The organism is Synechococcus elongatus PCC 11801 (assembly GCF_003846445.2).
GTDB lineage: Bacteria > Cyanobacteriota > Cyanobacteriia > Synechococcales > Synechococcaceae > Synechococcus > Synechococcus elongatus_A.
The window spans coordinates 1,943,631-1,966,837 of the sequence record NZ_CP030139.2 but is presented as its reverse complement, the minus strand read 5'-3'; the positions used below and the strand labels follow the sequence as shown (position 1 = coordinate 1,966,837).

The window sequence follows — 23,207 nt, the reverse complement described above, 5'->3', positions numbered from 1 at the left end:
CTCACAGGCCTCATTTTGAACCGTTTGCATCCAGTTCTGCGGCCGAGTTGCAGAGCCCTCTTTAGCCAGCATCTGGACTGCTGTTCAACCACTCAACAATCTGGGGATTGACCTGTTCGGGCGCTTCATCGTGGGGGCAATGGCCCAAGCCTGCCAGCGGCACGAAGGCTTTTACGCAGGGGAAGTCGGCAAGCTGACGTCCAAGCGCGATCGGTTCCCAAGGATCGCGATCGCCCCAGAAGAATGTCACTGGTGCTTGAACATGCGGCAATAGTTGCTCTGCTAGCGGATCATCAAACAGGTTGATAAACGCCCAAAACACACCGCCGGCCCCCGGTGCTTGGGTTGCTGTATACAGGGCTTCGACCAGTTCTGGGTCGATGCGATCGCTACTGGGATAGGCCAGCTTAAGAATGCGCTCAATAATCGAAGGCTTTGCGAGCTGGCGATAGAGCCAATCGGCCAGACCCCGCTGGCGAACTGCTGCCTTGAGGAGTGGCCGCCCGAGGCGACGTCCCAGCGGTTGCTGTGCCAATTTCTTGTCATCAATCTGGCGCAGGGCACAGTCAATCAGCAGCAGTCCTGTATACCCTTCCGGCTGATTGACAGCAGCTTGGAGAGCAACCACACACCCGATCGAGTTCGCGATGAGGCGCACGGGCTGCCCAATCACCGCCTGGCGAAATGCCTCAATCTGCTGTGCCCAGAGTTCAATACCGTAGCGCACTGTTGTTGGATCGGGCTTTGCTGACTGTCCAAAACCCAAGAGGTCAATGACGTAGACAGTCGCTTGTTGCGCGATCGCCTCGATGTTCTGTCGCCAATGTTCGCAACAGGCTCCAAAACCATGCACTAGCAGGACTGGTGCCCCACGATCGCCGAACTGCCAATAGCGAATCGACTGCCCTTGCCAATCCCAAAAGCGATCGATTGGATCGTGTGCTGCCAGAACCACGACTACCATCTCCAACGGGGATGCCGCATTATAGTGTCGCGTCCCTGCAACCGTCGGTTGTCGGTACTCTAGCCAAGTTCCCCGCTATCCCTGTGTCCTGAACGATGGAAAAGCGTCATTTTTCAGCTGAAGAAGTGATCTATCGCCAAGGTGAGACGAGTGAACATCTCTATCTCATCAAGTCAGGACAAATTACCTTAACCAGCCTGTATCCAGAAACTGGCGAAGCGACGGAAGAAGTTCTAGGCCCCGGTCGGGTCTTTGGCGAAGTGGAATTGATTGATGGTCGTCCTCGCGATCTCTCTGCAAAGGCTGCTAGTGATTGCTTGCTGATGAGCTTTGAGCGAGACGAAATTCTCGATATTTTGTTTAATCGCCCCGAGGATAGCTTGGTCTTGGGCAAATCGGTCTTTGATCATCTCAAACGAATTTATAGCAACGACAGCTTGGAAGCCGATCTTGCTCGCTTGAAAGAGGAGATGAATGCTCGCATTCGTGAGGCGGTCATCCAACATGAGTCACGGGTCGTGCGTAGTCACAATGGCATGGCTGCGATCGCAGTTCCTGTTGTCGTGCTGATTGTGCTGGCAGTCGGGGCTTACTTCTTTGTCAATCTCTGAGCTATTCGGGTTAGACCTGCGCTAAGACTGCCTACTGAATCCTGTGTTATGGAGCCAGAGAGCATCCAACTGCAATTAAGCGCCCGGCTGCTGCAATATGTGGGACAGTTCCTCACTGTACTGTTCTATCCCGCTGCTAATCGATCTTCTAAAGCCAAAACAACTCCAGAGCATAAAAGCTTGCAAGAAAAGCACCGGAATTAGCTTTATCTAGACTTCGGTTAACGGCTTATGTTGCTTGGATTCGCTGTGTCAAATGACACGGTTATCAGAGCCGAAAGTAGCGAAGTAGGCCCGATGGCAGAAATCACTCATGTTTTATTACGGAAACTTCATAAAGACATTCACTTTGTGACTGAAATCTTTTCGCTGAAAAAAGGCTGTGTTAGTTTCCAGTTACTTCCTTGTTTCGGCTTCGTGAGTTCTCAATATTGTGGAAAAGCATCGGATTGCTGCTGGTGCCTGTATTTATCGTGAGGGTGACATAAGCGACTCTATCTATCTTGTTCGAGCTGGTGAGATTGAAGTCACCAGTCTTTATCCCGAGACGGGACAGGTGGTTGAGCAAACGCTCAGACCGGGTCAGTTACTGGGAGAAATGGAACTCGTCGATGGTCGCCCCCGAACGGCAACTGCTCAGGCACGGAGTGAATGTCTCCTCCTTGAAATTCAGCGTTCAGAATTGCTGAACTTGCTTCAAGATTCTTGGCAAGCCACAGCAGTTTTGGGAAAGATCCATTGCGATCGCCTCAGTAAACTCCTCTACGAATCCTCATTGGAGGCCGAACTCGCACGGCTGAAGTTGGAGATGCACCTCAAAATTCGCGAGGCCATTCTGCAACATGAGCAACGAGTGATTCAAAGTCATCACGGTATGTTGGCGATCGCCATTCCCATTCTCTTGCTCGCAGGTTGGTTGTGCTGGAGCTGGACTGTTCCAATGGGTAGCGCCTACGTTGCCAGCTTTTAGAGCACGCTTAGCTGGCTTCGCGATCGCGTTTCAAAATCAACCAAACCCCTGCAGCCAAGGCTACCAACAGTCCTACGCCCAGCCCCACGGAGATCCAGACACGCAGCCAAGGTCGTGGGGGACGGGGCTCAGGGGTTTCAGTTTCGTCTGGTGAAGCTACGGGCTCGGCTGGAGGCTCTGCTGCAGGTGGTGCCGCGATCGCCACAGTGACTGGAAAGCGGATTTGAAACGGATCAAAGGCTATCTGAGCTGTTGCTTGGGGCTGACCCTTCAGGATCAGCTCATAGCGTCCCACCGCTGGGAACACAATTTTGGTCGCCACAGCTCCTGGCGCACTCTCCAGAGGCTGAATTACCAGGTCGGTTGTGGTTTGAGCCTGAACATTCAGCAATTGCAGGCGACAGTCACAATCCGCCGCCACAATCGGTTCACCTCCAGCTCGCCGGAGTGCAATCCAAGTCGGCGTTGGGATACCGGCTTGCGGCTGATCGTTAGGTTCAAGGTGTAGCGTCCCGGCTATGGCTTGATCGATTTGGAGCTGATGGGCAAGCAGCGGGGGCAGTAAGAGTAGATCCAGCATCAAGACTCCTTGGAATGCACCTGCCAGAAGGGTTGCCGACGGAAAATCAAAACACTCACAGCAGCGATCGCGATCGCGATCGCCAAGAAAGGCTGAGTTGCTGCGTCACCGGCAACCCCACCCCCCAAGAGCAGCAAGCTGGCGTGCAAGGCCGACAATCCAAAGGCAGGGATCGCCAGTTGGTGCAGACGTGCCCACAATGCACCCAAGCGACGTTGCCAGCGATCGCTGCTCGTAATGCCCAGTGGCAACAGCAACAGCACCGCAACGACTCCAGCCCCCAGCCCCCAGCGGGCCAGCGGTGAGAGAAATTGCCAAGCCTCCGGTCGCCAGCCAAAGCGATGCTCCAGTTGTTGGGCACTGTGGAGGATGGCGAGAGTCAGGCCACTAACACCCCAAAAGCGTCGATAACGCAATGGGGCAGACCAGAGTGAAGCCAGCGATCGCGCCAAGAGAGCAGTGGCCAGACAGATCAATGCACCGTAACCGCTCCAGTCCCCCATCGGATCGCCACTACGCCAGAGAGTCATAGCACCGACCACAACACTGATCACTGCCGCCATCTGCTGCAATTGACTGCGGCGATCGCGCGACCACTGTTCGACCAAGAGACCAAAGCCCAGCATCACAGGTAACGTCCCCAAGCCAAACCACAGCATACGAGCGGCCCCGCCTTGCCAAGATGCAGCGGCTGCCGCCTGGAGTTGTGCTGCATAGAGAAATCCACAGGGCATCAAGCCCCACACACTGCCCAAAGCCAACGGCGTCGTCCAGTGCAAACGTTGATTTAGTCGTTGCCAGAGGGCCGGAAGGTGCGCCTCTAACCACTGTTGAGCGCGTTGGTAACCCGGTAGGTAGCGCGGCAGCGCTTGGGGCAGCAGATGGCTCAGGCCAAAGCAGATTAGGGCAATACCTGTCAGGACAGTCAGGCCATCGCGGAAACTACTGCCCAAACCTGCTAACTCACCCCCCAAGGACAGGACGGATCCCAAGCTGCCGAGCAAAGCACCAACGCCGGCATAGCTGGCAATCCGTCCAACATTAAGCAGCAGTGGAAACCGCCAGCGATCGCGCTGGGGCTGCGAAATCTGCATCGCGATCGCGAGAGGGCCGCACATGCCAGCGCAATGGCCAAAGCTGCCAAAGAAGCCCAATAGCCAGAGCAGCAATCCGTCGGTCATCACAGCTTAGCGGGCCGTCCAGCCCTGCTGTGCGCGATCAAAGACATAGGCCGCGATCGCCTCAATTTGCTCAGAGCTGAGACGCTGCCCAAAGGCTGGCATCGCATTTTTGCCATTGGTAATCTGCCGCTGCAGAGCAGCCAAGGAGTCCATGCCATAGCGACGCAGTGCCTCTTGCCGCAGGGTTTTTTGCCCATTGATGACGTTGCCACCATTCCAATGGCAAGCCGCACAGTTATTTTGGAACAGTTTCGCACCGGCTTGGAGATCTGCGGCGATCGCCCTCTGCGGACCACCCAAGATGAAGCTGATCACCAGTCCTAGTGCAATCAGCCATCGTTTCACGCTGCCATCCCCCACTGCTCCCTCACCCCTAGGCGATCGCAACTGTTGATCGCTCTCAATCATTGTGAACGGACACAACTGATGTCAGACAGTGGACGGGAAAAGCGACCGGCAATAGCACTCAATGCTTAATGCCGATCGCTGCAGATGCATCGAAGGAAGCAAGCTAGGACTCAAGCGGACTAGATCGTCTCCATGCCTTGAATCAGGAAGTCGAAGTAGGGGGCAGCCACCGTGGCATCAGCACTGCTCAGTAGTGCCAAAGAAGCCTCCTTGAGGGTGCGAATGGCTTCGGCCATGCCGGGCAGAGGAACGCCTAGGGAGTTGTACATTTCACGGGCACCCAGCAAACCAATGCTTTCGATGGGTTCTTTGTCCCCTGCGAGCACGCCGTAGGTGACAAGACGGAGGTACCAGCCATAGTCCCGCAGGCACTGAGCCCGTTGCTTCTGACCGTAGGCATTACCGCCGGGGGCAATGAAGTCGGGCCGACGCTGCCACAGTTTGCGGCTAGCCTGATCCACAATCTTCTTCTCGCTGTCGCTCAGAACCTGAGCGATACGGAGGCGCTGCTCACCCGTTTTGAAAAAATCAGTGATGTTTTTGAGTTCGCCGCCACTGGGATAGCGCAGCTCGTCGTCCGCTTTGAGGATTACCTGGCTAACGATGGTCATGATCGGCGGGGTAGTTGTTAGCAATGTTGAGTAGTGTAGCGACTGGAGGGTCGCTCCCGAACAACTCCTGAGAGGCTTGTAACGTTTAACAACATCTCGCGACCGACAATGGAAGGGATGACCCCTCCTCTGGCAACTTTATGGCTTCTTCTTCAGGGCTCACTTGGCGGCAGGGCGATCGCCTGACGCTGACGATTGAATCGCTCTGTGATAGCGGCGATGGCCTCGGGCGGGCGGAGGGTCGAGTGGTGTTTGTTCCTGATACGGTGCCGGGCGATCACATTCAGGCAAAACTCCTGCAGGTGCGATCGCGCTATGCCCGCGCTGAGCTAGAGGAAGTGTTGGAGGCATCGCCCGATCGCATCCGACCGGCTTGCATTGTGGCGGACAAGTGCGGCGGCTGTCAGTGGCAAACAGTCGATTATCCGGCTCAAGTCGAAGCCAAAACCGTGATTGTCCAAGATGCTTTGCAACGCCTTGGTCAACTCTCGGCGGAAGTACAACCAACGATCGCAGCTCCCTATCCGTTGGGCTATCGCAATAAGGTGAGTTACCCCCTACGCCGCAGCGATCGCGGGGAAGTCCAAGCCGGCTACTTCCGCAAAGGCAGTCACCGACTGATTAATCTCAATCAATGTCCGGTTCAAGATCAGCGCCTAGACCCGCTGCTAGCTGGGATCAAAGCCGATATTGCCGATCGGGATTGGCCGATCTACGACGAGCAGACGCGATCGCGAGGACTACGGCATTTGGGGCTGCGAATCGGTCAGCGGACTGGTGAAATCCTGATCACGTTGATTGCTACAGACGATCAGTTGCCAGAAGTTGAAGCACAAGCTGAGCAGTGGCTGACCATTTATCCGGATGTGGTCGGGGTTTGCCTCAACCTCAATCCCACCCATGGCAATCGCATTTTGGGTGATGAGACTCTTTGTTTAGCGGGTCGTTCCTATCTAATTGAATGTTTGGATGATTTGGAGTTTGCGATCGGGCCTGAGACGTTTTTTCAGGTCAACACCGAGCAAGCTGAGCGCCTGCTGCCGATCCTCAAGGACTTTTTGCAAGGGAGCAATCGCCTCTTCGATCTCTATTGCGGGGTTGGGACGCTGACGCTACCGCTGGCCAGTGAAGTGGGATCCGTCTTGGGTCTCGAAATTCTGCCGGAATCGGTGGCGCAAGCCCAGCAAAACGCCGATCGCAATGGCATTACTAATGTGGAGTTTCGGGCGGGAGCTGTTGAGACCTTACTGGCTCAAATTCCCGAATCCCCCGATGCTGTTCTGTTGGATCCGCCGCGTAAAGGCTGTGAACCGGCAGTAATTGAAGTGCTACGCGATCGCCAACCCCAACGCATTGCCTACGTGAGCTGCAATCCCGCGACTCTCGCTCGCGATCTGCAAGCTCTCTGTGCAGGCGATCGCTACCGTTTATTGCTGGTACAACCGCTAGATTTCTTCCCGCAGACTGCCCATGTCGAAACAGTGGCACTTCTTGAGTGGCAAGAATAAGATGGTTAAGCCCTCCAAAAAATGGCAAAACGTGAATTTTACATCACTCAAAATTAAGCAATACTCTTGATTGCTTGTATATATGAATAGCCCTGAAGAAAAACTGCCAATAGAGCAGATTCAAGAGTTTTGTCAGAAGTGGCAAGTGACTGAACTTGCTCTTTTTGGTTCTGTCTTGCGGGATGATTTCCGACCCGATAGTGACATCGATGTTTTGATTACCTTTTCCTCAACTCAAAAACGGGGTTTAACCGAAACAATGCAAATGAGAGAAGAGCTACAGTCACTTTTCAATCGAAAAGTTGATTTAGTTGTAAAAGCTGCGATCGAACGGAGTGAAAATTGGTTAAGACGCAAGAATATTTTAGAGTCTGCAAAAGTCATTTATGAAGCGTGACCAAGAATCTTTAATTGACATCAATAATGCCATTAAGCGTATTCTACGCTTTGCGCACGGAGTCAGCCGTACAGAACTAGATAAAAATGACGAGAAATTATCAGCTATTCTCTACCAAATCACCATCATTGGTGAAGCTACTAAGCGACTTTCTAAAGATTTTCGGAGGGAGAATCCAGACATACCTTGGCGAGAAATGGCAGGAATGCGAGATGTTATCGTTCACGAATATGATCAGCTCGATCTTGATGTCGTGTGGGATGTGATCATCAATAAGTTGCCATCACTCTCTCAGCTTATTAATCAGTTACTTCCTCAATAAAAAAGCTCATCAGCACTAGTCTGATGAGCCTCGACTAGGAGATTGAAACTGAGCCCTAGAGCTTGGCGCCACAGTCTGGACAGAACTTGTGGCTAGGCAAGGTTTTTGCACCACAGCTTGAACAGGTTGCGATCGCTAAATCCAAGTCCAATGTGGGATCTTTGGGCAAGCCCAGCATCTGAGCGTTGTTGTGCCCTGCTGGAACCATTGGATAGCAGTTTTCGTTGCGCTTGACGATCGCATCCAAAAACACGGGCCCATCAAAAGCCAGCATTTCAGCGATCGCCGCTTGCAGGTCTTCGCGACGGCTAACCCGCATGCCTTTAACACCAAAGGCTTCTGCCAGCTTCACAAAGTCAGGCATGCCCCGCTCCATATTGGAGTTGGAATAGCGCTCGTCGTAGAACGCTTCTTGCCATTGGCGCACCATTCCCTGCCAGCCGTTGTTGACCACAACAACCTTGATCGGAATGTTGTATTGGGCCAAGGTTCCCAGCTCTTGAATGTTCATCAAGATGCTGGCATCCCCCGCGACACAGATCACGGTTTCGTTGGGCAGGGCAACCTGAGCCCCCATCGCTGCAGGCATACCAAAGCCCATCGTGCCAAGCCCAGCACTAGAAATCCAACGCCGTGGACCATTCTTGAGGAACTGAGCCGCCCACATTTGGTGCTGGCCAACATCGGTGGTGAAATAAGCATTCGGTGCAGCTTCACCAAGGCTATGAATCACTTCCTGTGGTGACAACACATCCGCATACTGCGGAATCTGCAAAGGATATTCCCGCTTCCAGTAGGCGATGCGATCGAGCCAGGGCTGGGTACGAGTTGCATCATCGGGACTGGATTGCTCTTCAGCTCGTGCTAGCAACTCCAAAAGCACCTGACGCACGTCGCCGACAATCGGGACTTCCGGCACGCGGTTCTTGCCAACTTCCGCTGGGTCAATATCGACGTGAATGACCTGCGCCTTAGAGGCAAATTCATCGAGCTTGCCAGTGACGCGATCGTCAAACCGCGCGCCAACTGCAATCAGCAAGTCACATTCACTAACGGCAAAGTTGGCATAGGCCGTTCCATGCATCCCCAGCATGCCAAGGGAGAGCGGATGGTGTTCATCAAACGCTCCTTTGCCCATCAGCGTTGTAGTCACTGGCAGCTGGAACAGCTCAGCAAAGGTCCGCAGCTCCGTATGAGCACCCGCCGTAATTGCACCGCCACCAACGTAAAGTAGGGGCCGACGAGCCGTTTTGATCAGTGCGATCGCCTGCGCAATCTGACGTGGGTTGCCCCGCGTGGTCGGGCGGTAACCCGGCAAGCGAATATCACCCGGAGCGACGGGCACATAATCAAATTCTTCGGTGCCCACGTCTTTGGGCACATCAATTAAGACAGGGCCGGGCCGACCAGTTTGTGCAATGTGGAAAGCCTCAGCCACGATCCGCGCCATCTCTCGCGGGTCGCGCACCACATAGGAATGTTTGACGATCGGTAGAGTGATGCCGTAGATATCCGTTTCTTGGAAGGCATCCGTCCCGATCGCGGTGCGGGGAACCTGCCCCGTCACCACCACCATCGGAATCGAGTCCATCTGAGCGGTGGCAATACCCGTTACGAGATTGGTTGCCCCAGGGCCAGACGTGGCGAAACAAACACCGACTTGTCCTGTTGCCCGCGAGTAAGCATCCGCTGCGTGAACAGCCCCTTGCTCATGACGGACGAGAATGTGTTGCACTCGGCCAGCCGCTTCAGCCCGATGCAGCTCATCGTAGATGGGTAGAATTGCACCACCCGGGTAGCCAAAGATGTGCTTAACTCCGTGCTGACAGAGACTATCAATCAGGGCATAAGCGCCGGTCGCACGCTGCTGAATGGTGACCGTCTGCAGTTGCACAGCGAACCTCTCCCGTGTGGCGGATCTAGATGGACTGGTCGGTGGGAGTAGCCCAGAAATGATCGGGTCTATTTGCCGAGCGTGGCTTCCTGAAAACTCAGAAAACGGCGATCGCGACAGAGGAGGACCTGTATTCTAGGCTGCAATTCTAGACCTTTATTCTGCCATCAAAATTCGAGGCTGCCATTCCTATTTTTGTGATAGGAGCAACAGTCTCGTAAAAGTTTGCATACTCTCAGCAACATCAGCGCCGTGAAATTGACTGGGACGAATACATGGCTTGCAGAATCGCACCGGGGTCAATCCACTGCTCGTTGTAGCGCATCCCCCAATGCAAGTGCGGTCCGGTTGTCCGTCCAGTCATCCCAATCCGGCCAATGCGCTGACCCGTCTGAATCACTTGACCTTCAGGAATCACCACTCCCCCAGCGCGATCGACCATGGCTCGCTGGCCATTGATGAGTTCTACACGCCCCATCATGTGGCAGTAGATATGGATATAGCTGCCCGAAGCGATGACCACAGAAGTTCCACAGGCACTGTCATCAGACACCTCAATGACACGGCCACCCCACCAGTTACGGATGTAGCTGCCTTCCGGTGCGGCAATATCCAGCCCGAGATGAGGACGGGTGCCACCGCGACCGTTGGGACGGGGCTCACCAAAGCGACCCGTGTAAGCCTGAAAGTTTTCGACAGGGAACGAGGCACTTTGCCAAAGGCTGGCGTAGGCTACCTCAACTGATTGGGCTTCAACAGTTTGGCGCGAGGCCCCTAAGGTCAGAGCAATTCCGATCGCCAACCCCGCCCAGCCGTATTTACCCCATCGCCGCAGCGATCGCTCCATCGCTTCCTCTCCTCACCACACACCAGTAGCAGCGATCACGCTGCCTTCAACGCCAGCAGATAGGCGTCAAAAATTTTTCCTTAGCGTAGCGGCTGCCTGCTCGACTGGCTAGCGATCGCGACTGAGTTTGTCAAGAGAAACCCTAGAGTAATCCCAATGCGTGCAGTGGCCCCCGACCGGTCAGCAATTCCACGATCAACGCCAAGAAACCAAGCATGGCAATACGGCCATTCCAAACCTCGGCATTGAGCGTGATCCCCCATTCCCAGCGTTCTTGGGGATAGAGCTTGACCTTCTTCGGCAGCAGGCTGACATCTTCTAGGCGGAAGCGCGGGTGCTCAAGCGTTTGCTCTACTAGATCACTCAGATCTTGAATGAACAGCGGATGGGTATTGAGCGCTGGCACGCGCAAGAAGCGCTCAATGCCAGCTTCTTCTGCAATCTCCCGATACTCGATATCGATTTCTTCGAGGGTCTCGATGTGCTCCGAAACGAAGCTAATCGGCACCACCACAAGGTCTTTGACACCTTGCTCGGCGAGTTCTTCGAGGGCATCTTCGGTGTAGGGCTGCAGCCACTCCACAGGGCCAACCCGACTTTGATAGGCCAGCGTCCAAGGATTCGATCGCCCGAGAGTTTCCATGATTTTTCGGGTGCAATCCTCAATTTCCCGCTGATAGGGATCGCCCGCCTCCTCAACGTAGCTCACAGGGACACCGTGGGCGCTGAAGAAAACGTGACCCTGCTCCGGTTGCTCGAGTTTTTCAATCTCTTGAGCAATGAGATCAGCCATGGCCTGTAGATAGCCCGATCGCTCGTACCACGAAGGCACGACCACGCAGTCGATTTTCTGCAACTCAGGATCGCGATCGCGCAGCCGTTGCAGCAAGCGGAAGCTAGAGCCGCTGGTACTGATGGAGAACTGAGGATAGAGCGGCAGGATCACCAAGCGTTCAATGCCGTCCGCTTTGATCTGAGCGATCGCCTCTTCAGTGAAGGGATGCCAGTAGCGCATGCCGATGTAGACCTGCACTTCTTGGCCGCGGTCGCTGAGGGACTGTCGCAGCGCTGCTGCTTGCTCTTCGGTAATTCGGCGCAGGGGCGAGCCACCGCCAATCTGCTTGTAATTTTCCTGTGACTTGCGCGTGCGCAAACTTGAGATTAGCCAAGCCAATGGCTTTTGCAGCCACGGGAAGGGCAAGCGAATAATCTCAGGGTCAGCAAAGAGGTTGTACAAAAAGGGGCCAACATCCTCAAGGCGTTCTGGGCCGCCGAGATTGAGTAGCAAGACGCCGACGCGCCCCATAGTGCTTTCCTGCCGTCGCTGCAATGCCCCTGATCCTAACAGGCTCTTTCGCTTTGCTCGATTTTGGCTGCTAGAGTGCGGCAAGACTTTTGTTCGCCGCATGCCGCGTTCTCGTCGTCCTCCCTTTGAAATTGCCACAGCGATCGCCCAAGCCAATGAGCGGTTTCGCATGGCTGGGTTACGGCTGCGGATTGAGCAGCGCGGAGACTGTCTGGGGTTGCGCGGTCAGTTGCCCCCCAAACCCGGAAGCGATCGCCAGCGCCCCCACCAACAGCGCTTGAGCTTGGGGTTGCCGCCCACCGAAGCGGGTCTGCGCGAAGCAGAGCGGCAGCTCAAAATTGTGGCGGGTCAGCTGCTACAGGACAGCTTCGACTGGACACCGTACCTGGTCTGGTCTCGTGAACCGCGCCTCAAGTCAGAGGATCTGGCAGCAGCGATCTGGCAATTCGAGCAGCAGTTTTTCCAAGATCCCCAGCGATCGCAGCGTCCAGCCTCTACGGAAACCACCTGGCGATCGGCCTATCAGCCCTACCTGCGCCGCTTACAGGCGATTGCCCAGCAACAGCCCCAGCGATCGCTGTCGGAGCAATTGCAGTTGACTGTAGCGAGTTACCCAACCCAGAGTCGTAGCGCTCAGCTCTGCACGACTGCACTCAAAGCGTTTGCCGCATGGCTGGATTTGGATCTCCCAGAACTACCGCGCCCCTTATTGAGGGGTGGTAGTCTTCCTGTGCAACCCCGTCAATTACCCAGCGATGCTGCGATTGAACAGGCGTTTCTGCAAATCCCTAATCCCGCATGGCGCTTCGTCTTTGGGATCATGGCAACCTATGGTCTCCGTAACCACGAAGTCTTTTTCGCGGACTATTCAGGGCTCAGTCACGGCGATCCCGAAGCGGTGATTCGGGTGTTGGCAACCACTAAAACAGGCGAGCATGATGTCTGGCCCTTTTTGCCCGACTGGGTCGAGCAATTTGAACTGCGTCAAATTCAGCTACCGGCCATTACCACCGATCTCAACCAAACGACGTTGCAGCGGATCGGCCAGCGAGTCACCCAACAGTTCCGACGCTATGGCCTCCCCTTTTCGCCCTACGATCTGCGCCATGCTTGGGCGGTACGAGCGATTCATCTTGGTTTGCCCGACGCGGTAGCCGCCAAAATGATGGGGCACTCAATCGCCATTCATACCCGCACCTATCAGCGCTGGATTGGTCGCCGCGATCAACAACGGGCGGTGGCTGAAACACTGGCACGCTGGCGCGATCGCTCCGCTACGGCTTAAAACCAACCCGATGACCAGCATTCTTCGTCCCCTCAGCTATCGCTACGCCTGGCTCTATGACACCGTGACGGCACTCTCGTCGGTACCAGTCGGTGGTCCCCAACGACTCCGCCAGCTTCTGATTGAGCCCCTCACCCTGCCGCGATCGGCGGCTGTCCTAGATCTGTGTTGTGGGGGTGGCGTCACAACTGCGGCCCTCTGCCAGCGCTTTGACAACGTTATGGGTTTGGATGCTGCGGCGACGGCGATCGAACGAGCCAAAGCACTGACGCCACAGGCTAGCTATGTTGTGGCTCAGGCAGAAGCGATGCCCTTTGAGGCTGAACGCTTTGATCTAGTTCACACCAGCGTGGCCCTGCACGAAATGACACCGGAGCAGCGTCAGCAGATCTTGCAGGAGGCATGGCGCGTGCTGCGACCCGCTGGCACGCTGGCCATTCTCGACTTACATCAACCGCACAACCCGCTGTTTTGGCCAGCGATCGCGCTGTTTATCGAGCTCTTTGAAACGGAGACAGCTTGGCAACTGGTGCAGTCCGACTTAATCGGCCAACTGCGGGCGATCGGCTTCGATCCAATCGAGGAAAAACTCTATAGCGGCGGCAGCCTTCAGGCACTTTGGGCACGCAAGCCTAGCGATCGCTGAGTGGCAAAAGTTGTTGTAGCCCCTTGGAGAGCCGCAAGGACAATCCAGCTGAGTAGATTGTTGCGGACATCAAAGACTGTGACGTCAGCCGTATTGAAGATGGCGAACCCAAGACAGGCTAAGAGCAGTGTCAGCAACAGCCGTTGATCCTGGCGATCGCTCGGTGTATGGACAGGCCAGCGTAGGCAGATCCACAACGATCGCCCCAGAATACTGCCCAGAATGCCCAGCAAGAGCAAGGTTGCAGGCAGTCCAAACTCAGCACTGAACATCAGCACGAGGTTGTGTGGATGTCCCAACCAGACTTGAGTCGCCGCTTCGTATTGCTGCGTAAAGCTATGGGAGCCCCACCCAAGCCACGGCCGAGCCTCAGTCATTTGCCAGGCAAACTGCCACTGATGGAGTCGTGATTCCGCGGGCGATCGCGGGATATCGGCAAACTTGTCACCACTGAAGCGAGACCAAAAGAAAGCGGGAATCCAGCGGCGAAAGGCATCCCGACCTGTTGTTCCAAAAGCAGCCCAGAGCACTGCGATCGCATAGCCTACTCCCCCCCAGACTAGCCAGCGCAGCCCTTCGTAGAAGGCAAACACCAGAGCAATCGAGCCCGCCACAATCCAGGCATTGCGGGAATCGGTCAGAAGCAGGCAGCCTCCAATGAGAAGCAAGACCAAGGAGAGCCCGAACCAACGTTGCCAGTGCCGCTGCGCCAAGCTCTCACACCAGAGGCCAAGCGTGGCAGTCCAAGGCAGCAGCAAGTAAGCTGCCAGCCAATTGGGATAGCCGAAGAAAGCATCCATGCGTCCCGAAGCGCGGCCACCCGCATCAACGACCCAGTGGACAATTCCCAGCTTGAGGGAAAATCCCCAGTCTGCATAAATCTGCAAATAGCCAATCAAACAGACCGGTAGTGCCCCGATCGCTAAGATCCAGAGCAGCGATCGCAAGACCGGCGGCTTTAGCAGCAGTGCTGGAGTGACAGCCAGCAACCAAAAGAAGGGCAAAAAATTCGCCAGTCCAAGCCAGCGCATCGATCCTGAGGTCCCAAACAGGGCACTGAGTAAGAGCAGTCCGCTCAGCACTAAGAGCGCTTGGTTGAGGGGCGTTTTCAACAGCTGCGATCGCTGGCTCCAGCTACTCCAAATCAGCGCCGGTACAACCGCGATGCCCGCCAAAATCGGACTGTAAGGCGCCAGTACAGCGCCAGCCAAAATGCCCGTTGTTGCGGCGACTTCTGCTGATGTCTGCCGTATACCTAACCCTCTACGCAAGCGATCGCCTCACTCCGAATCAAGCGAATTTGAGCCAAGGTAAAGACCACCGGAATGATCCGTGCATAGTTCGTTGCGATCGCCCGCCAGCCCAGATCAGCCAGGAAGCAGCCCCACAGAACTGGCCCTAAAATACCGAGGGCCGATCGCACAGCTCCATAGCGCATCGTATGGCCAAGAATGGCTCGCTTTGTTCCCTGCAGTGCCAGTTGCCCCGGCCAGTGCAGGCCCAACGCCCCCAGTTGTTGGCAAGTGGTCCGCACCAGTTGATAGCGAGCCACTTCCAAAGCTAGTTGCCGACTCAGCTGCTGCAGAAGCCAAGGACGAATCAGACTATTGATCGCGATCGCGCTGCTACCTTCTAGCCAGAGGCGAATACTGTCGCGAGTGAGTAACTCTGGCCAGCGGGTTGCTGCTGGGGATTGAGCCAAGGCTTGCTGCAAGCGATCGCAGAGTGCTTGACCGCGATCGGCGGGCAGCTGACGCCACAACCGCTCAGCCAGCCGTAGAAACAGCTCGGACTCTAGCTCAAGACTGCTCCAAGCCTGTTGATAGGGAAGCTTCAGATGCTGACAGATCTGAACGAGCACTTGGTGATAGCTCAGCTGTTGCCAGTGTCCCTTTAGGACTGTCAGGCCATCAGCTGCTAAGAAGCGGAACCGTTGCTCAATGCTCTGCCGCCACGCTGCTGACTCTTGGGCTGAAACCTCGACTGGACGAGGGGTGCGCCAGTAATCCCAAGGATTGAACTTGGGCTGAAAGAGCACTGCTGTAATTTCGTGCAGTTCTTCTTCAGTCGCCAAGCTGAGTGCCGTTTGCAGTTCCTGCACAGGGTCTGTCTCCGCAGGGAGTGAGCTGCCAACTCATCTTAGCGATCGCGGTAACCCATTCAAATCGAGGGCAGTGGAACTGGCTCTGCCCAGAGAAGCGCTAGCCGATAATTCAACCACACGCAAAACTGCAAGGAGATTGCTGTGAGTGAGCTGCCAGAAATCCTAGACGCGATCGTGGTGGGAGCTGGCTGGGCCGGACTAACCTGTGCGCGATCGCTGCAGGCAGCAGGATGGAACGTCCGTATTCTCGAAAAGTCGCGGGGTTGGGGTGGACGTGCGGCTCGTCGTCGGCTATTGCCGGAGGGAATGGCCGAGCATGGTTTACCGGCACTAGCCGAAGGATGGCCAGCTATTGATGCCCTGATCACTCTCGGGCGCGATCGCGGGCTATTAGAGCTATGGCGTGCTGAACACTGGCAATGGACTGAAGGACAAATCCAACCGCGATCGCTGCCGCCCCAGTGGATTGCACCCGCTGGCTTGAGTGGCTTGGCGCGAGCCTACGGCGAGGGGATTCCTGTTGAGGTGCAACAGCGAGCAAGCCAGGTGACTTGGCAGGGCGATCGCTGGCAAGTTCAAACGGATCAGGGTGATTGCTATGCCGCACGCCATCTCGGCCTATTTGTGCCAGCACCGCAAGCACAAGAATTACTACCACTTGATCTTCAGCCAGCCTCCCTAGGTACGGCCTGCTATGACCCTTGCATCACGGTGATCGCCTGCTACGGCGATCGCTCCCTCGAATTACCCGGATCGCAAATGGAGGGCTGGACGATCGCAGCGGCTGAACCAAGGGATTGGCGTTGGCTGGCTTTAGACAGCAGTAAACGACGGGAGCCTTCTGAAACAGTGGTGGTTTTGCACAGCAGTGCAGCTTGGGCCGAGGCTCATTTTGAGGATTCCGATCTGATCCAAGCAGGCCACTCACTGCTGCAAAGTGTGGAGGCAGATCTCGCATTGTCACTCGAGCAACCGCGATCGCTACAAGTCCATCGCTGGCGCTATGCCTTCCCTCAGATCACGGTCCCTGAATCGATGCTAACGCTTCGCGATCGCGGGGTTTGTGGGGGAGATTGGTGTCGAGGTACAGCCATGGCGTCTAATCTGCCCATTGGCGGCAATGCTTTCGTTGCCCAAGCGATCGCCTCAGGGGAGGCTGGTGCTCAACAACTACTCATGGCTGACTAGGGGGTGTTATCACAAGTCGGAGGCTATTCTGAAGCTGATCAAAATGGCAGCGTGCTACGGAAAAGAAAGACATGATAGCCCTATCTATCATTCACCAGGGTCAGTTGCAGCCATAATTTTGTCCGAAATAGGTACAAGTCGAAGATATTAATTGACTCATAGTTACATTCAAAAATTAGATTTTTAGTGTACTGAACCTAGAAAAAACCAATGGTTAGTCTAGGTCCCCTTCGACACACAATTGATTTAGTTCAGGGCAGAGCAAGGGTTCGTTTATGTTCGCACAGCTACCAGAGCGGAGAATGCATTGGACCCGCTGGGTATTAACGGTAGGTTGGCTACTGATTGTTGCTTCCCTGCTCTATGATCCCTGGACATCAGCACTCACGGCTTCGGATCATCCTTGGAGTCCGCTACGGCTCACAGAAACCTGTGTTCAAGTGCAGGGACAATGCTTATCTGAGCAGCCTTATCAGCTGGGCACAACCCTTTTCTGGGGGGCAATTGTACCGGCTGGAATCTTTATTTTGCTAGTCTTTGGGCATGAGTTATGGCGACGAATTTGCCCACTTTCTTTCTTATCTCAGATTCCTCGTGCCTTAGGATGGCAACGACAATTCAGGCGAGAGAATAAAAAGACTGGTAAGGTTCGCTATGAGCTGGCTAAGGTCAGCTCAGATTCATGGCTAGGCCGTAACTATCTCTATGTACAATTTGGCTGGTTATTTATCGGCCTTTGTGGTCGAATTTTATTTTTTAATGCCGATCGCTTAGTGCTAGCGAGCTGGATTCTATTGACCGTGGCTGCCGCTATTTTTGTCGGCTACTGGTATGGTGGCAAGTCTTGGTGCCAATACTTTTGTCCCATGGCGCCGGTTCAGAGTATCTATAGTGAGCCAGGGGGGCTGCTAGGCAGTAAAGCTCATACCAGTGAGCAACTCATTACACAATCAATGTGTCGTACAGTCTTACCAGATGGCAAGGAGCAGAGTGCTTGCGTTGCTTGTCAGAATCCTTGCATCGATATTGATGCTGAGCGAACGTACTGGAGCAGCTTAAACAAGCCTGAAACTTCATTCCTGCGCTACGGCTATGTCGGTTTAGTGATCGGCTATTTCGGCTATTACTATGTCTATGCAGGTAACTGGAACTATTACTTCTCTGGGGCATGGCTATGGCAAACGGATCAACTTGCCTCGCTAATGGATCCCGGCCTTTACCTGTTTGGTCAAGCAATTAATATTCCCAAACTGGTTGCAGTCCCTCTTGTGCTGGGAGGATGCACAGCGATCGGCTATTGGGGAGGGCAATGGATTGAAAAACGCGCTAAATCTCACAATCGGCGCCAGCAGAGGAATCTAACTGTCGAAACGATTCGTCATCGTATCTTTACCCTGTGTACCTTTGGAATTTTCAACTTCTTCTTTATCTTTGGTGGACGTCCGTTAGTACAGCTTTTCCCTTGGTCAGTGCAGTACCTCTATGATCTTGGGTTGGTGTCGCTTAGTACACTTTGGCTCTATAAAACTTGGCGGAGGAGCCCCGATCTCTACTCTCGCGAAAATCTAGCAAATCGCTTCCGCAAGCAGTTAGAGAAATTGCAACTCAATGTCTCACAATTTTTGGAAGGCCGGACGCTGAGTGACCTCAATACTCATGAGGTCTATGTGTTGGCTAAGGTACTCCCAGGCTTTACACGTGAGAAGCGACACCAAGCTTATAAGGGCGTGGTTCGAGAGGCGTTAGAAGAAGGCTATGTAAACTATTCCAGCAGTCTGGAAGTTTTGCAGCAAATGCGGCAGGAGCTCGGCATCACTGATGATGAGCATCGTCTCGTCCTAGAGGAATTAGGGATTGAAGATCCAGAGTTACTCAATCCCGATCGCCAACGCAGCCTCGAAAACCAGATTCGCTTGAGTGGCTATCGCAAGTCTCTAGAGCGATTGCTCTTGCTGCAGAGTAAACAATCCGATCGCACTATCCCTGAGCCAGAATCCTTGCAGGATTCAGCCACAATTCAGTCACTGCGCCGTCAATATTCCATTACTCCACAGGAAGAAGAGTGGATTTTGAGTGGATTTTCGGGTAATGCCAGCAGTGTGAAGAAGGCAGAGTTTCTACTGGGAAGACTTCCTGATCTTGTTGACTGTGACTGCGCTCTCAATCAGCCGACATTACAAGCTCATCAAGCAGTTTTAGCAGTATTACGAGAAAACATTCGACACAAAATAGAACTGATCGTTCGGTCGGTTCTAGATACTTTAGAACAGCTTCAGTCAGAGCCAGAAGCTATTCCTCTTGCACAATCTCTACAACAGACTGTACCGGCTATTGTAGGTGAGCTTTTAGAACAGGAAAATTGGGGCGATCGCTTATCAACAGCAATTTTGCAATGCCTAACTCAAGCTGGAGAAGCACAAATTATTGACCCCTTAGATCTTTCGCTACAAGCAACTCTTGGACATTTAGAAGTTTTGCTTCAAGAGCAAAATCCGCTGATTCAGGCAGCAGTACTTTATGTCATCGCTCAACTCGATACAGAACGAAGCCAAGCGATCGCTCACAGTCATCATTTTAATTCCCGTTTAGTTCAGGACACGCTTGAACAGCTGCTATCTCTGTCCTCGAAATCCACAGTCAATTTATCCCTGACAGAATTTCCCTGGTTCGAAAAAGTTGTTTATCTCTTCAATAGTGATTTCTTTCATCGAATGCAAAGCGATACATTAATTACTCTTGCTGATCGGGCTGAGGTGAGAACCTATAACCAGGATGACATCATCACAGAAGCTGGAGATACCTGTCGAGAGTTATTGCTGCTGATTGAGGGAGATGCCAAGGTTCACTATCAGATGGGCACTGAGGTTCAGGTCGAACAACTCCATCCTGGACAAACTCTAGACGAGCTAGAAGTTTTAGCCCATAGCAACTCGGAAAATACAATTGTTGCCGATAGTGAGACCACGAGAATCCTCGCAATCTCTGTCGATACCTTTGATGATTTACTCGACCAAGATCCTGATTTTGCTCGACGGGTCTTGGAGTTAGAAAGTCGACAGCTCCAGCGATTTGTCCGTTCAGTTCAGTCTATTTAGTCACTTAAGAGCAGAGGCGATCGCTTCAGGACAGGCTGGGGTGCTGGCACTACTAAGCCCGCACGGAAGTCATCGCCCCCTATGCTGAAGCCAAATTAGCAAAAGGGATTAAGTGCATGGGTTGGCTAAAAGGAGCGATCGCCGCAGTGGTCGTTGTGGTGGGCGGCACAGCGGCAGCCGGCTGGATTTACTACCGACCTGTGTTCGCACCATTCCAGTTGTCTCTGACAGATGTGCCTTCCAATGAAGGCGGCAAGAATCAGCGCGTCCTTTATGCCTGCAATCCCGATCGCGCTGGCATCATCATCCTACCGGGGGCGATACCAGAAGCTAAGGCGGTCATCTCTCGTGAAATCACTGACCCACAGCAGCGTCAATTTATCTTGCAGCTGTTTCAAGAGACAGAAAAGGCTACGGGCGTAGGGATTGGTACAAGTGTCGGCCCTGTCTGGTTAAAACAACAGGAGACGACCATCAGTCGCGTGGTAGGAGACGTTGTTCGTCAAGAACTCTCAGCCAATCTCGCTCCGAACAACCCCATTGCAGCTGCCTTTGGGATGGCTGATGCCTTAGTTCAGCCCTTAATTGATCAAGTCACTGCCCAAGTGGTCAACGATACAAGCGGGATTTTGCAGCGCAATATCGATCGCGCTTGCGGTTCTTAGAGCTGGGCGCGATACCGCTCCAGCAGCAAAATCGCGACAAGATCATCGACAGGGCGCGGTGGTTGACGCAATCCTTTGGGCAGCAGGCGTCGCCAGCCCCGAGCCGGATACATTTGCCAGTAGCGATCGCGGGCTTGGAGGGTGCTGTTGCGCTCATCCACCAGTGCGATCGGCGGTGCACTCGGCAGGGCACTGAGCTGGGCTTGCCACTGACGAGAGGTGGTTTGGTTCCCAAGGACAAGCAGTTGGGGCGATCGTGTTTGGAACAGGGTTTCAAGTTCTGCGATCGCCTCGGTCGAAGCCAAGATGCGGTGCTCCAAAATCTGCCCCGTCTGGGCGTCCATCAGCGCGAGACCGCACTTATCCCGCCCCGGATCAAACCCAATCCACAGTCCTGCAGCGATCGTCATGGCTGAGTTGAGAATTTCACCTGGCCATTCTGGATGGCGTTGAGATCCAATTTCAGAGCATCCGCCGTGGAAATAGCTTCGCTCGTCACGACTTCGATCGTCACTTCACCGGGAGTTTGGCGTAACTGGGTCAAAAAGCGCAGCAGGGTTTCAATCCGGCCATCACCAATTTCCAACACCTCCGACAGCACCCCCTGCTGGCGCGCCCGCAACTGAGCCGCCGTCAACAGTAGGTTAATCCGCTGGCGCAGTTCATCCGCATCTAAACTGCTGGGAACCAGCGCCGTGCTGCCGATGCTGCGACCTGCAGGCAGCAACAGTTGATTGGGCGTCGCATCCGAAAAGACAAAGACCCGCGGTTCACCCACCACAACATTCGCTGCCGAGAGAATCCGCACCACAAACGGCCGACCGGTTTTCAGTTGCTCCCGCAGGCGATCGACCTCGGCTTGAGGAATTTGAATAATCTGCTCTCGCACGTCTTGAATGCCCGGGCGCGTAGCTTGAGCCGCAACCACATTGGCCTCGCGCAAGATCATATCGATCGCTTCTTGGGTTCCCTGCGGCGCCAGAATTTGCACAAGTTTGCTGACTAAGACTTGCCCCCTAGTTAGGGCAACGTTACCCCGCCGGAAGGCAATTAGGGTTTGCTCCAGCTGTTGAATTTCACGCGTCAGACTCGTCTGCTTTGACTCCAGCTCGCGCAGTTGGGCTTCTCGGCTGGCAACCTCGCGATCGCGACTCTGCAGTTGGGTTTTGAGCTGCTCAATCTGGTCTCGCACCACCTGACGTTGCGCAATTAACTCTTGGCGTTCCTGCTGGAGTTGCTCCAAATCCGATCGCAGACTGGCCGATCGCGTCTCCACATCCTGCAGCCGAACGGCTGTCTGTCGCTGCTGGGCTACTGCCTCACGCAACTGCTGATTAGTGCGATCGAGCTGGCGTTGAGCTTCCTGTTGGCTGCGGCGGGCTTGCTCTCGCTGGGCTGCACTTTCTTCGAGTTCGCGCCGCGCGGTTTCCAAATCCTGCCGCGCCTGTCGCAAGCGATCTTGAACCTGATTGAACTCAAAGACGCCTGCACGAAGCTGGGCACTGGTCGCAAAAAGAATCCCCAAGGTTGAAGCAGAAATGAGGCCACCGGTCAAAATCGTGACCACGACCGCCGTATCTTTGGGGCGGAGGTTGAAGAGACTGAGGCGCGCCTTGCCGATCTTGCTGCCCAAGCGATCGCCGATCGTCGCGATCACGCCACCCAGCACCAGCACCGCTAAAACCAGAATGTATCCGGAAACCATGTCGGGCCGCTGCCAGACTCCTCACACCTGTTCCCTCCATGATGGGGGCGATGGGGAGTCGCAGCAATGCAATCCCCCAAGAGAGAACGAGATTTAGCTGAACTGTTGACTGAGAGAAACCGGATTGAAGACTGTGATCCGCTTTTTGTGAATGGCAATCAGTTTTGATTCCCGTAGATCGCCCAACAGCCGCGTCACGGTGACTCGAGTCGAACCGATTGCCTCCGCGATCGCCTGGTGAGAAAGTTTGAGATCAATAGTGATGCCGTCAGGGCTAGGAACACCAAAGTCGCGGCAGAGGATGAGTAAAAAGCTGACTAAGCGCGAGCCCATGTCGCGGTGAGCCAAGGTTTCGATCATCATTTCGGTCTGCAGAATCCGCGAGGACAGGCCTTGCAGCATCACATTGGCCAACTCTGGCCGTTCGAGCAGAGCCTTTTGCATGAACTCAATCGGCACTGAAAAGAGTTGAACGGGCGTGAAGGCAACCGCATGGTAGAAGCGATCGGAACGTTGCCCCGTCAGCAGCGACAGCACCCCAAACACACTGTTCTCACGCAGTAGCGCCACGGTAATTTCTTCGCCCGACTCATAGACCCGCGAGAGCTTGACTGCGCCTTTGACCAGTAGGTAGACCCGTTCCGCTGGATCGCCGGGGAAAAAGATGGTTTTGCCCCGCTCAAACTGCTCAATTTGCAGTGGGAGCTTACCGCTACCCAGCTCGCGAAACATCGTCAGCAGAGAATTTTCGTTGGCCAGCATCGCAACCGTGCCTTAAGGACTCCGCACAAAAAATGGCTGGTGGGGCATGGCCCTGAACAGCAGCGATCGCGCTATTGTTCGCAAAGCCAGAGCCAGAACGAGCCAGGTTTCCCGTTACCGTACGGCCTAGCCTAGCCGCTGCTTGTAGCAATCGCTAC

Annotated in this window: 23 protein-coding genes; 10 read left to right on the top strand and 13 right to left on the bottom strand. The window is 54.4% G+C overall.

Annotated elements, in window-relative coordinates:
• Positions 1-61: 61 nt before the first annotated feature.
• Positions 62-964 carry an alpha/beta fold hydrolase gene (locus DOP62_RS09705; RefSeq protein WP_261789961.1) on the bottom strand — a complete coding sequence of 301 codons (903 nt, stop codon included), beginning with the start codon at positions 962-964 and terminating at the stop codon, positions 62-64.
• Between the two features lie 95 nt (positions 965-1,059).
• Between DOP62_RS09705 and DOP62_RS09700 the strand changes: the two genes are divergently transcribed.
• Together DOP62_RS09700 and DOP62_RS09695 are read left to right on the top strand one after the other, a co-directional pair.
• On the top strand, positions 1,060-1,575 hold the full coding sequence (locus tag DOP62_RS09700; RefSeq protein ID WP_208675229.1) for a cyclic nucleotide-binding domain-containing protein: 516 nt from the start codon (positions 1,060-1,062) through the stop codon (positions 1,573-1,575).
• Positions 1,576-2,008: 433 nt separating this feature from the next.
• Positions 2,009-2,545 carry a cyclic nucleotide-binding domain-containing protein gene (locus DOP62_RS09695; protein ID WP_208675231.1) on the top strand — a complete coding sequence of 179 codons (537 nt, stop codon included), beginning with the start codon at positions 2,009-2,011 and terminating at the stop codon, positions 2,543-2,545.
• 7 nt (positions 2,546-2,552) lie between these two features.
• Here the strand turns inward: DOP62_RS09695 and DOP62_RS09690 are convergent, their stop codons facing one another.
• The 4 genes from DOP62_RS09690 to DOP62_RS09675 form a co-directional block, all read right to left on the bottom strand.
• On the bottom strand, positions 2,553-3,125 hold the full coding sequence (locus DOP62_RS09690) for a hypothetical protein (RefSeq protein WP_208675233.1): 573 nt from the start codon (positions 3,123-3,125) through the stop codon (positions 2,553-2,555).
• Positions 3,125-4,306, bottom strand: a complete 1,182-nt coding sequence (locus tag DOP62_RS09685) for an urease accessory protein UreH domain-containing protein (RefSeq protein WP_208675235.1) — start codon at positions 4,304-4,306, stop codon at positions 3,125-3,127. Before DOP62_RS09685 ends, DOP62_RS09690 begins: the two co-directional genes overlap by 1 nt.
• 6 nt (positions 4,307-4,312) lie before the next feature.
• Positions 4,313-4,714, bottom strand: coding sequence for a cytochrome c6 PetJ (gene petJ / locus DOP62_RS09680; RefSeq protein WP_222610265.1), 402 nt, complete (start codon positions 4,712-4,714; stop codon positions 4,313-4,315).
• A 119-nt stretch (positions 4,715-4,833) separates the two neighbouring features.
• Positions 4,834-5,325, bottom strand: a complete 492-nt coding sequence (locus DOP62_RS09675; RefSeq protein ID WP_208675241.1) for an allophycocyanin subunit alpha-B — start codon at positions 5,323-5,325, stop codon at positions 4,834-4,836.
• A gap of 140 nt (positions 5,326-5,465) precedes the next feature.
• On the opposite strand from DOP62_RS09675, the gene rlmD reads away from it, so the two are divergent.
• The 3 genes from rlmD to DOP62_RS09660 all read left to right on the top strand — a co-directional run bounded on the left by rlmD (position 5,466) and on the right by DOP62_RS09660 (position 7,552).
• Positions 5,466-6,833 carry a 23S rRNA (uracil(1939)-C(5))-methyltransferase RlmD gene (rlmD, locus tag DOP62_RS09670; RefSeq protein WP_208675245.1) on the top strand — a complete coding sequence of 456 codons (1,368 nt, stop codon included), beginning with the start codon at positions 5,466-5,468 and terminating at the stop codon, positions 6,831-6,833.
• Between the two features lie 82 nt (positions 6,834-6,915).
• Positions 6,916-7,230 carry a nucleotidyltransferase family protein gene (locus tag DOP62_RS09665; protein WP_208675249.1) on the top strand — a complete coding sequence of 105 codons (315 nt, stop codon included), beginning with the start codon at positions 6,916-6,918 and terminating at the stop codon, positions 7,228-7,230.
• Entirely contained in the window at positions 7,220-7,552 is a 333-nt protein-coding gene (locus DOP62_RS09660; RefSeq protein ID WP_208675250.1) for a HepT-like ribonuclease domain-containing protein, read from the top strand. The genes DOP62_RS09665 and DOP62_RS09660 overlap by 11 nt, the downstream gene beginning before the upstream one ends.
• Positions 7,553-7,607: 55 nt before the next feature.
• On the opposite strand, the gene ilvB is transcribed toward DOP62_RS09660, so the two are convergent.
• From ilvB to hemH, 3 genes are all read right to left on the bottom strand, one after another.
• The gene (gene ilvB / locus DOP62_RS09655) at positions 7,608-9,446 is read right to left on the bottom strand and encodes a biosynthetic-type acetolactate synthase large subunit (protein WP_208675252.1); all 1,839 of its coding nucleotides are present in this window, start codon (positions 9,444-9,446) and stop codon (positions 7,608-7,610) included.
• Between the two features lie 244 nt (positions 9,447-9,690).
• The gene (locus DOP62_RS09650; protein ID WP_208675254.1) at positions 9,691-10,293 is read right to left on the bottom strand and encodes a M23 family metallopeptidase; all 603 of its coding nucleotides are present in this window, start codon (positions 10,291-10,293) and stop codon (positions 9,691-9,693) included.
• Between the two features lie 142 nt (positions 10,294-10,435).
• Positions 10,436-11,599 (bottom strand): ferrochelatase, encoded by a 1,164-nt coding sequence (hemH, locus tag DOP62_RS09645; protein ID WP_208675256.1) that lies wholly within the window; start codon positions 11,597-11,599, stop codon positions 10,436-10,438.
• 100 nt (positions 11,600-11,699) lie between these two features.
• On the opposite strand from hemH, the gene DOP62_RS09640 reads away from it, so the two are divergent.
• Positions 11,700-12,884 carry a site-specific integrase gene (locus DOP62_RS09640; RefSeq protein WP_208675258.1) on the top strand — a complete coding sequence of 395 codons (1,185 nt, stop codon included), beginning with the start codon at positions 11,700-11,702 and terminating at the stop codon, positions 12,882-12,884.
• A 10-nt stretch (positions 12,885-12,894) separates the two neighbouring features.
• Complete coding sequence (locus tag DOP62_RS09635; RefSeq protein ID WP_208675261.1) at positions 12,895-13,530, top strand: class I SAM-dependent methyltransferase; 636 nt, start codon at positions 12,895-12,897, stop codon at positions 13,528-13,530.
• On the opposite strand, the gene DOP62_RS09630 is transcribed toward DOP62_RS09635, so the two are convergent.
• Positions 13,494-14,801, bottom strand: coding sequence for an O-antigen ligase family protein (locus DOP62_RS09630; RefSeq protein WP_208675263.1), 1,308 nt, complete (start codon positions 14,799-14,801; stop codon positions 13,494-13,496). The genes DOP62_RS09635 and DOP62_RS09630 overlap by 37 nt on opposite strands.
• Complete coding sequence (locus tag DOP62_RS09625; RefSeq protein ID WP_208675265.1) at positions 14,786-15,631, bottom strand: YaaW family protein; 846 nt, start codon at positions 15,629-15,631, stop codon at positions 14,786-14,788. The genes DOP62_RS09630 and DOP62_RS09625 overlap by 16 nt, the downstream gene beginning before the upstream one ends.
• 144 nt (positions 15,632-15,775) lie before the next feature.
• On the opposite strand from DOP62_RS09625, the gene DOP62_RS09620 reads away from it, so the two are divergent.
• From DOP62_RS09620 to DOP62_RS09610, 3 genes are all read left to right on the top strand, one after another.
• Positions 15,776-16,822 (top strand): NAD(P)/FAD-dependent oxidoreductase, encoded by a 1,047-nt coding sequence (locus tag DOP62_RS09620; RefSeq protein ID WP_370538779.1) that lies wholly within the window; start codon positions 15,776-15,778, stop codon positions 16,820-16,822.
• A 302-nt stretch (positions 16,823-17,124) separates the two neighbouring features.
• Positions 17,125-19,917, top strand: coding sequence for a cyclic nucleotide-binding domain-containing protein (locus tag DOP62_RS09615; protein ID WP_261789964.1), 2,793 nt, complete (start codon positions 17,125-17,127; stop codon positions 19,915-19,917).
• Between the two features lie 116 nt (positions 19,918-20,033).
• Complete coding sequence (locus tag DOP62_RS09610; protein ID WP_208675269.1) at positions 20,034-20,582, top strand: hypothetical protein; 549 nt, start codon at positions 20,034-20,036, stop codon at positions 20,580-20,582.
• Here the strand turns inward: DOP62_RS09610 and DOP62_RS09605 are convergent.
• The 3 genes from DOP62_RS09605 to ntcA form a co-directional block, all read right to left on the bottom strand.
• Entirely contained in the window at positions 20,579-20,992 is a 414-nt protein-coding gene (locus DOP62_RS09605) for a pre-16S rRNA-processing nuclease YqgF (protein WP_208675272.1), read from the bottom strand. The two genes, DOP62_RS09610 and DOP62_RS09605, sit on opposite strands and share 4 nt — an antisense overlap.
• Positions 20,989-22,287, bottom strand: a complete 1,299-nt coding sequence (locus tag DOP62_RS09600; protein WP_208675273.1) for a DUF3084 domain-containing protein — start codon at positions 22,285-22,287, stop codon at positions 20,989-20,991. The genes DOP62_RS09605 and DOP62_RS09600 overlap by 4 nt, the downstream gene beginning before the upstream one ends.
• Positions 22,288-22,380: 93 nt before the next feature.
• On the bottom strand, positions 22,381-23,049 hold the full coding sequence (ntcA, locus tag DOP62_RS09595) for a global nitrogen regulator NtcA (RefSeq protein ID WP_208675275.1): 669 nt from the start codon (positions 23,047-23,049) through the stop codon (positions 22,381-22,383).
• Positions 23,050-23,207 lie beyond the last annotated feature (158 nt).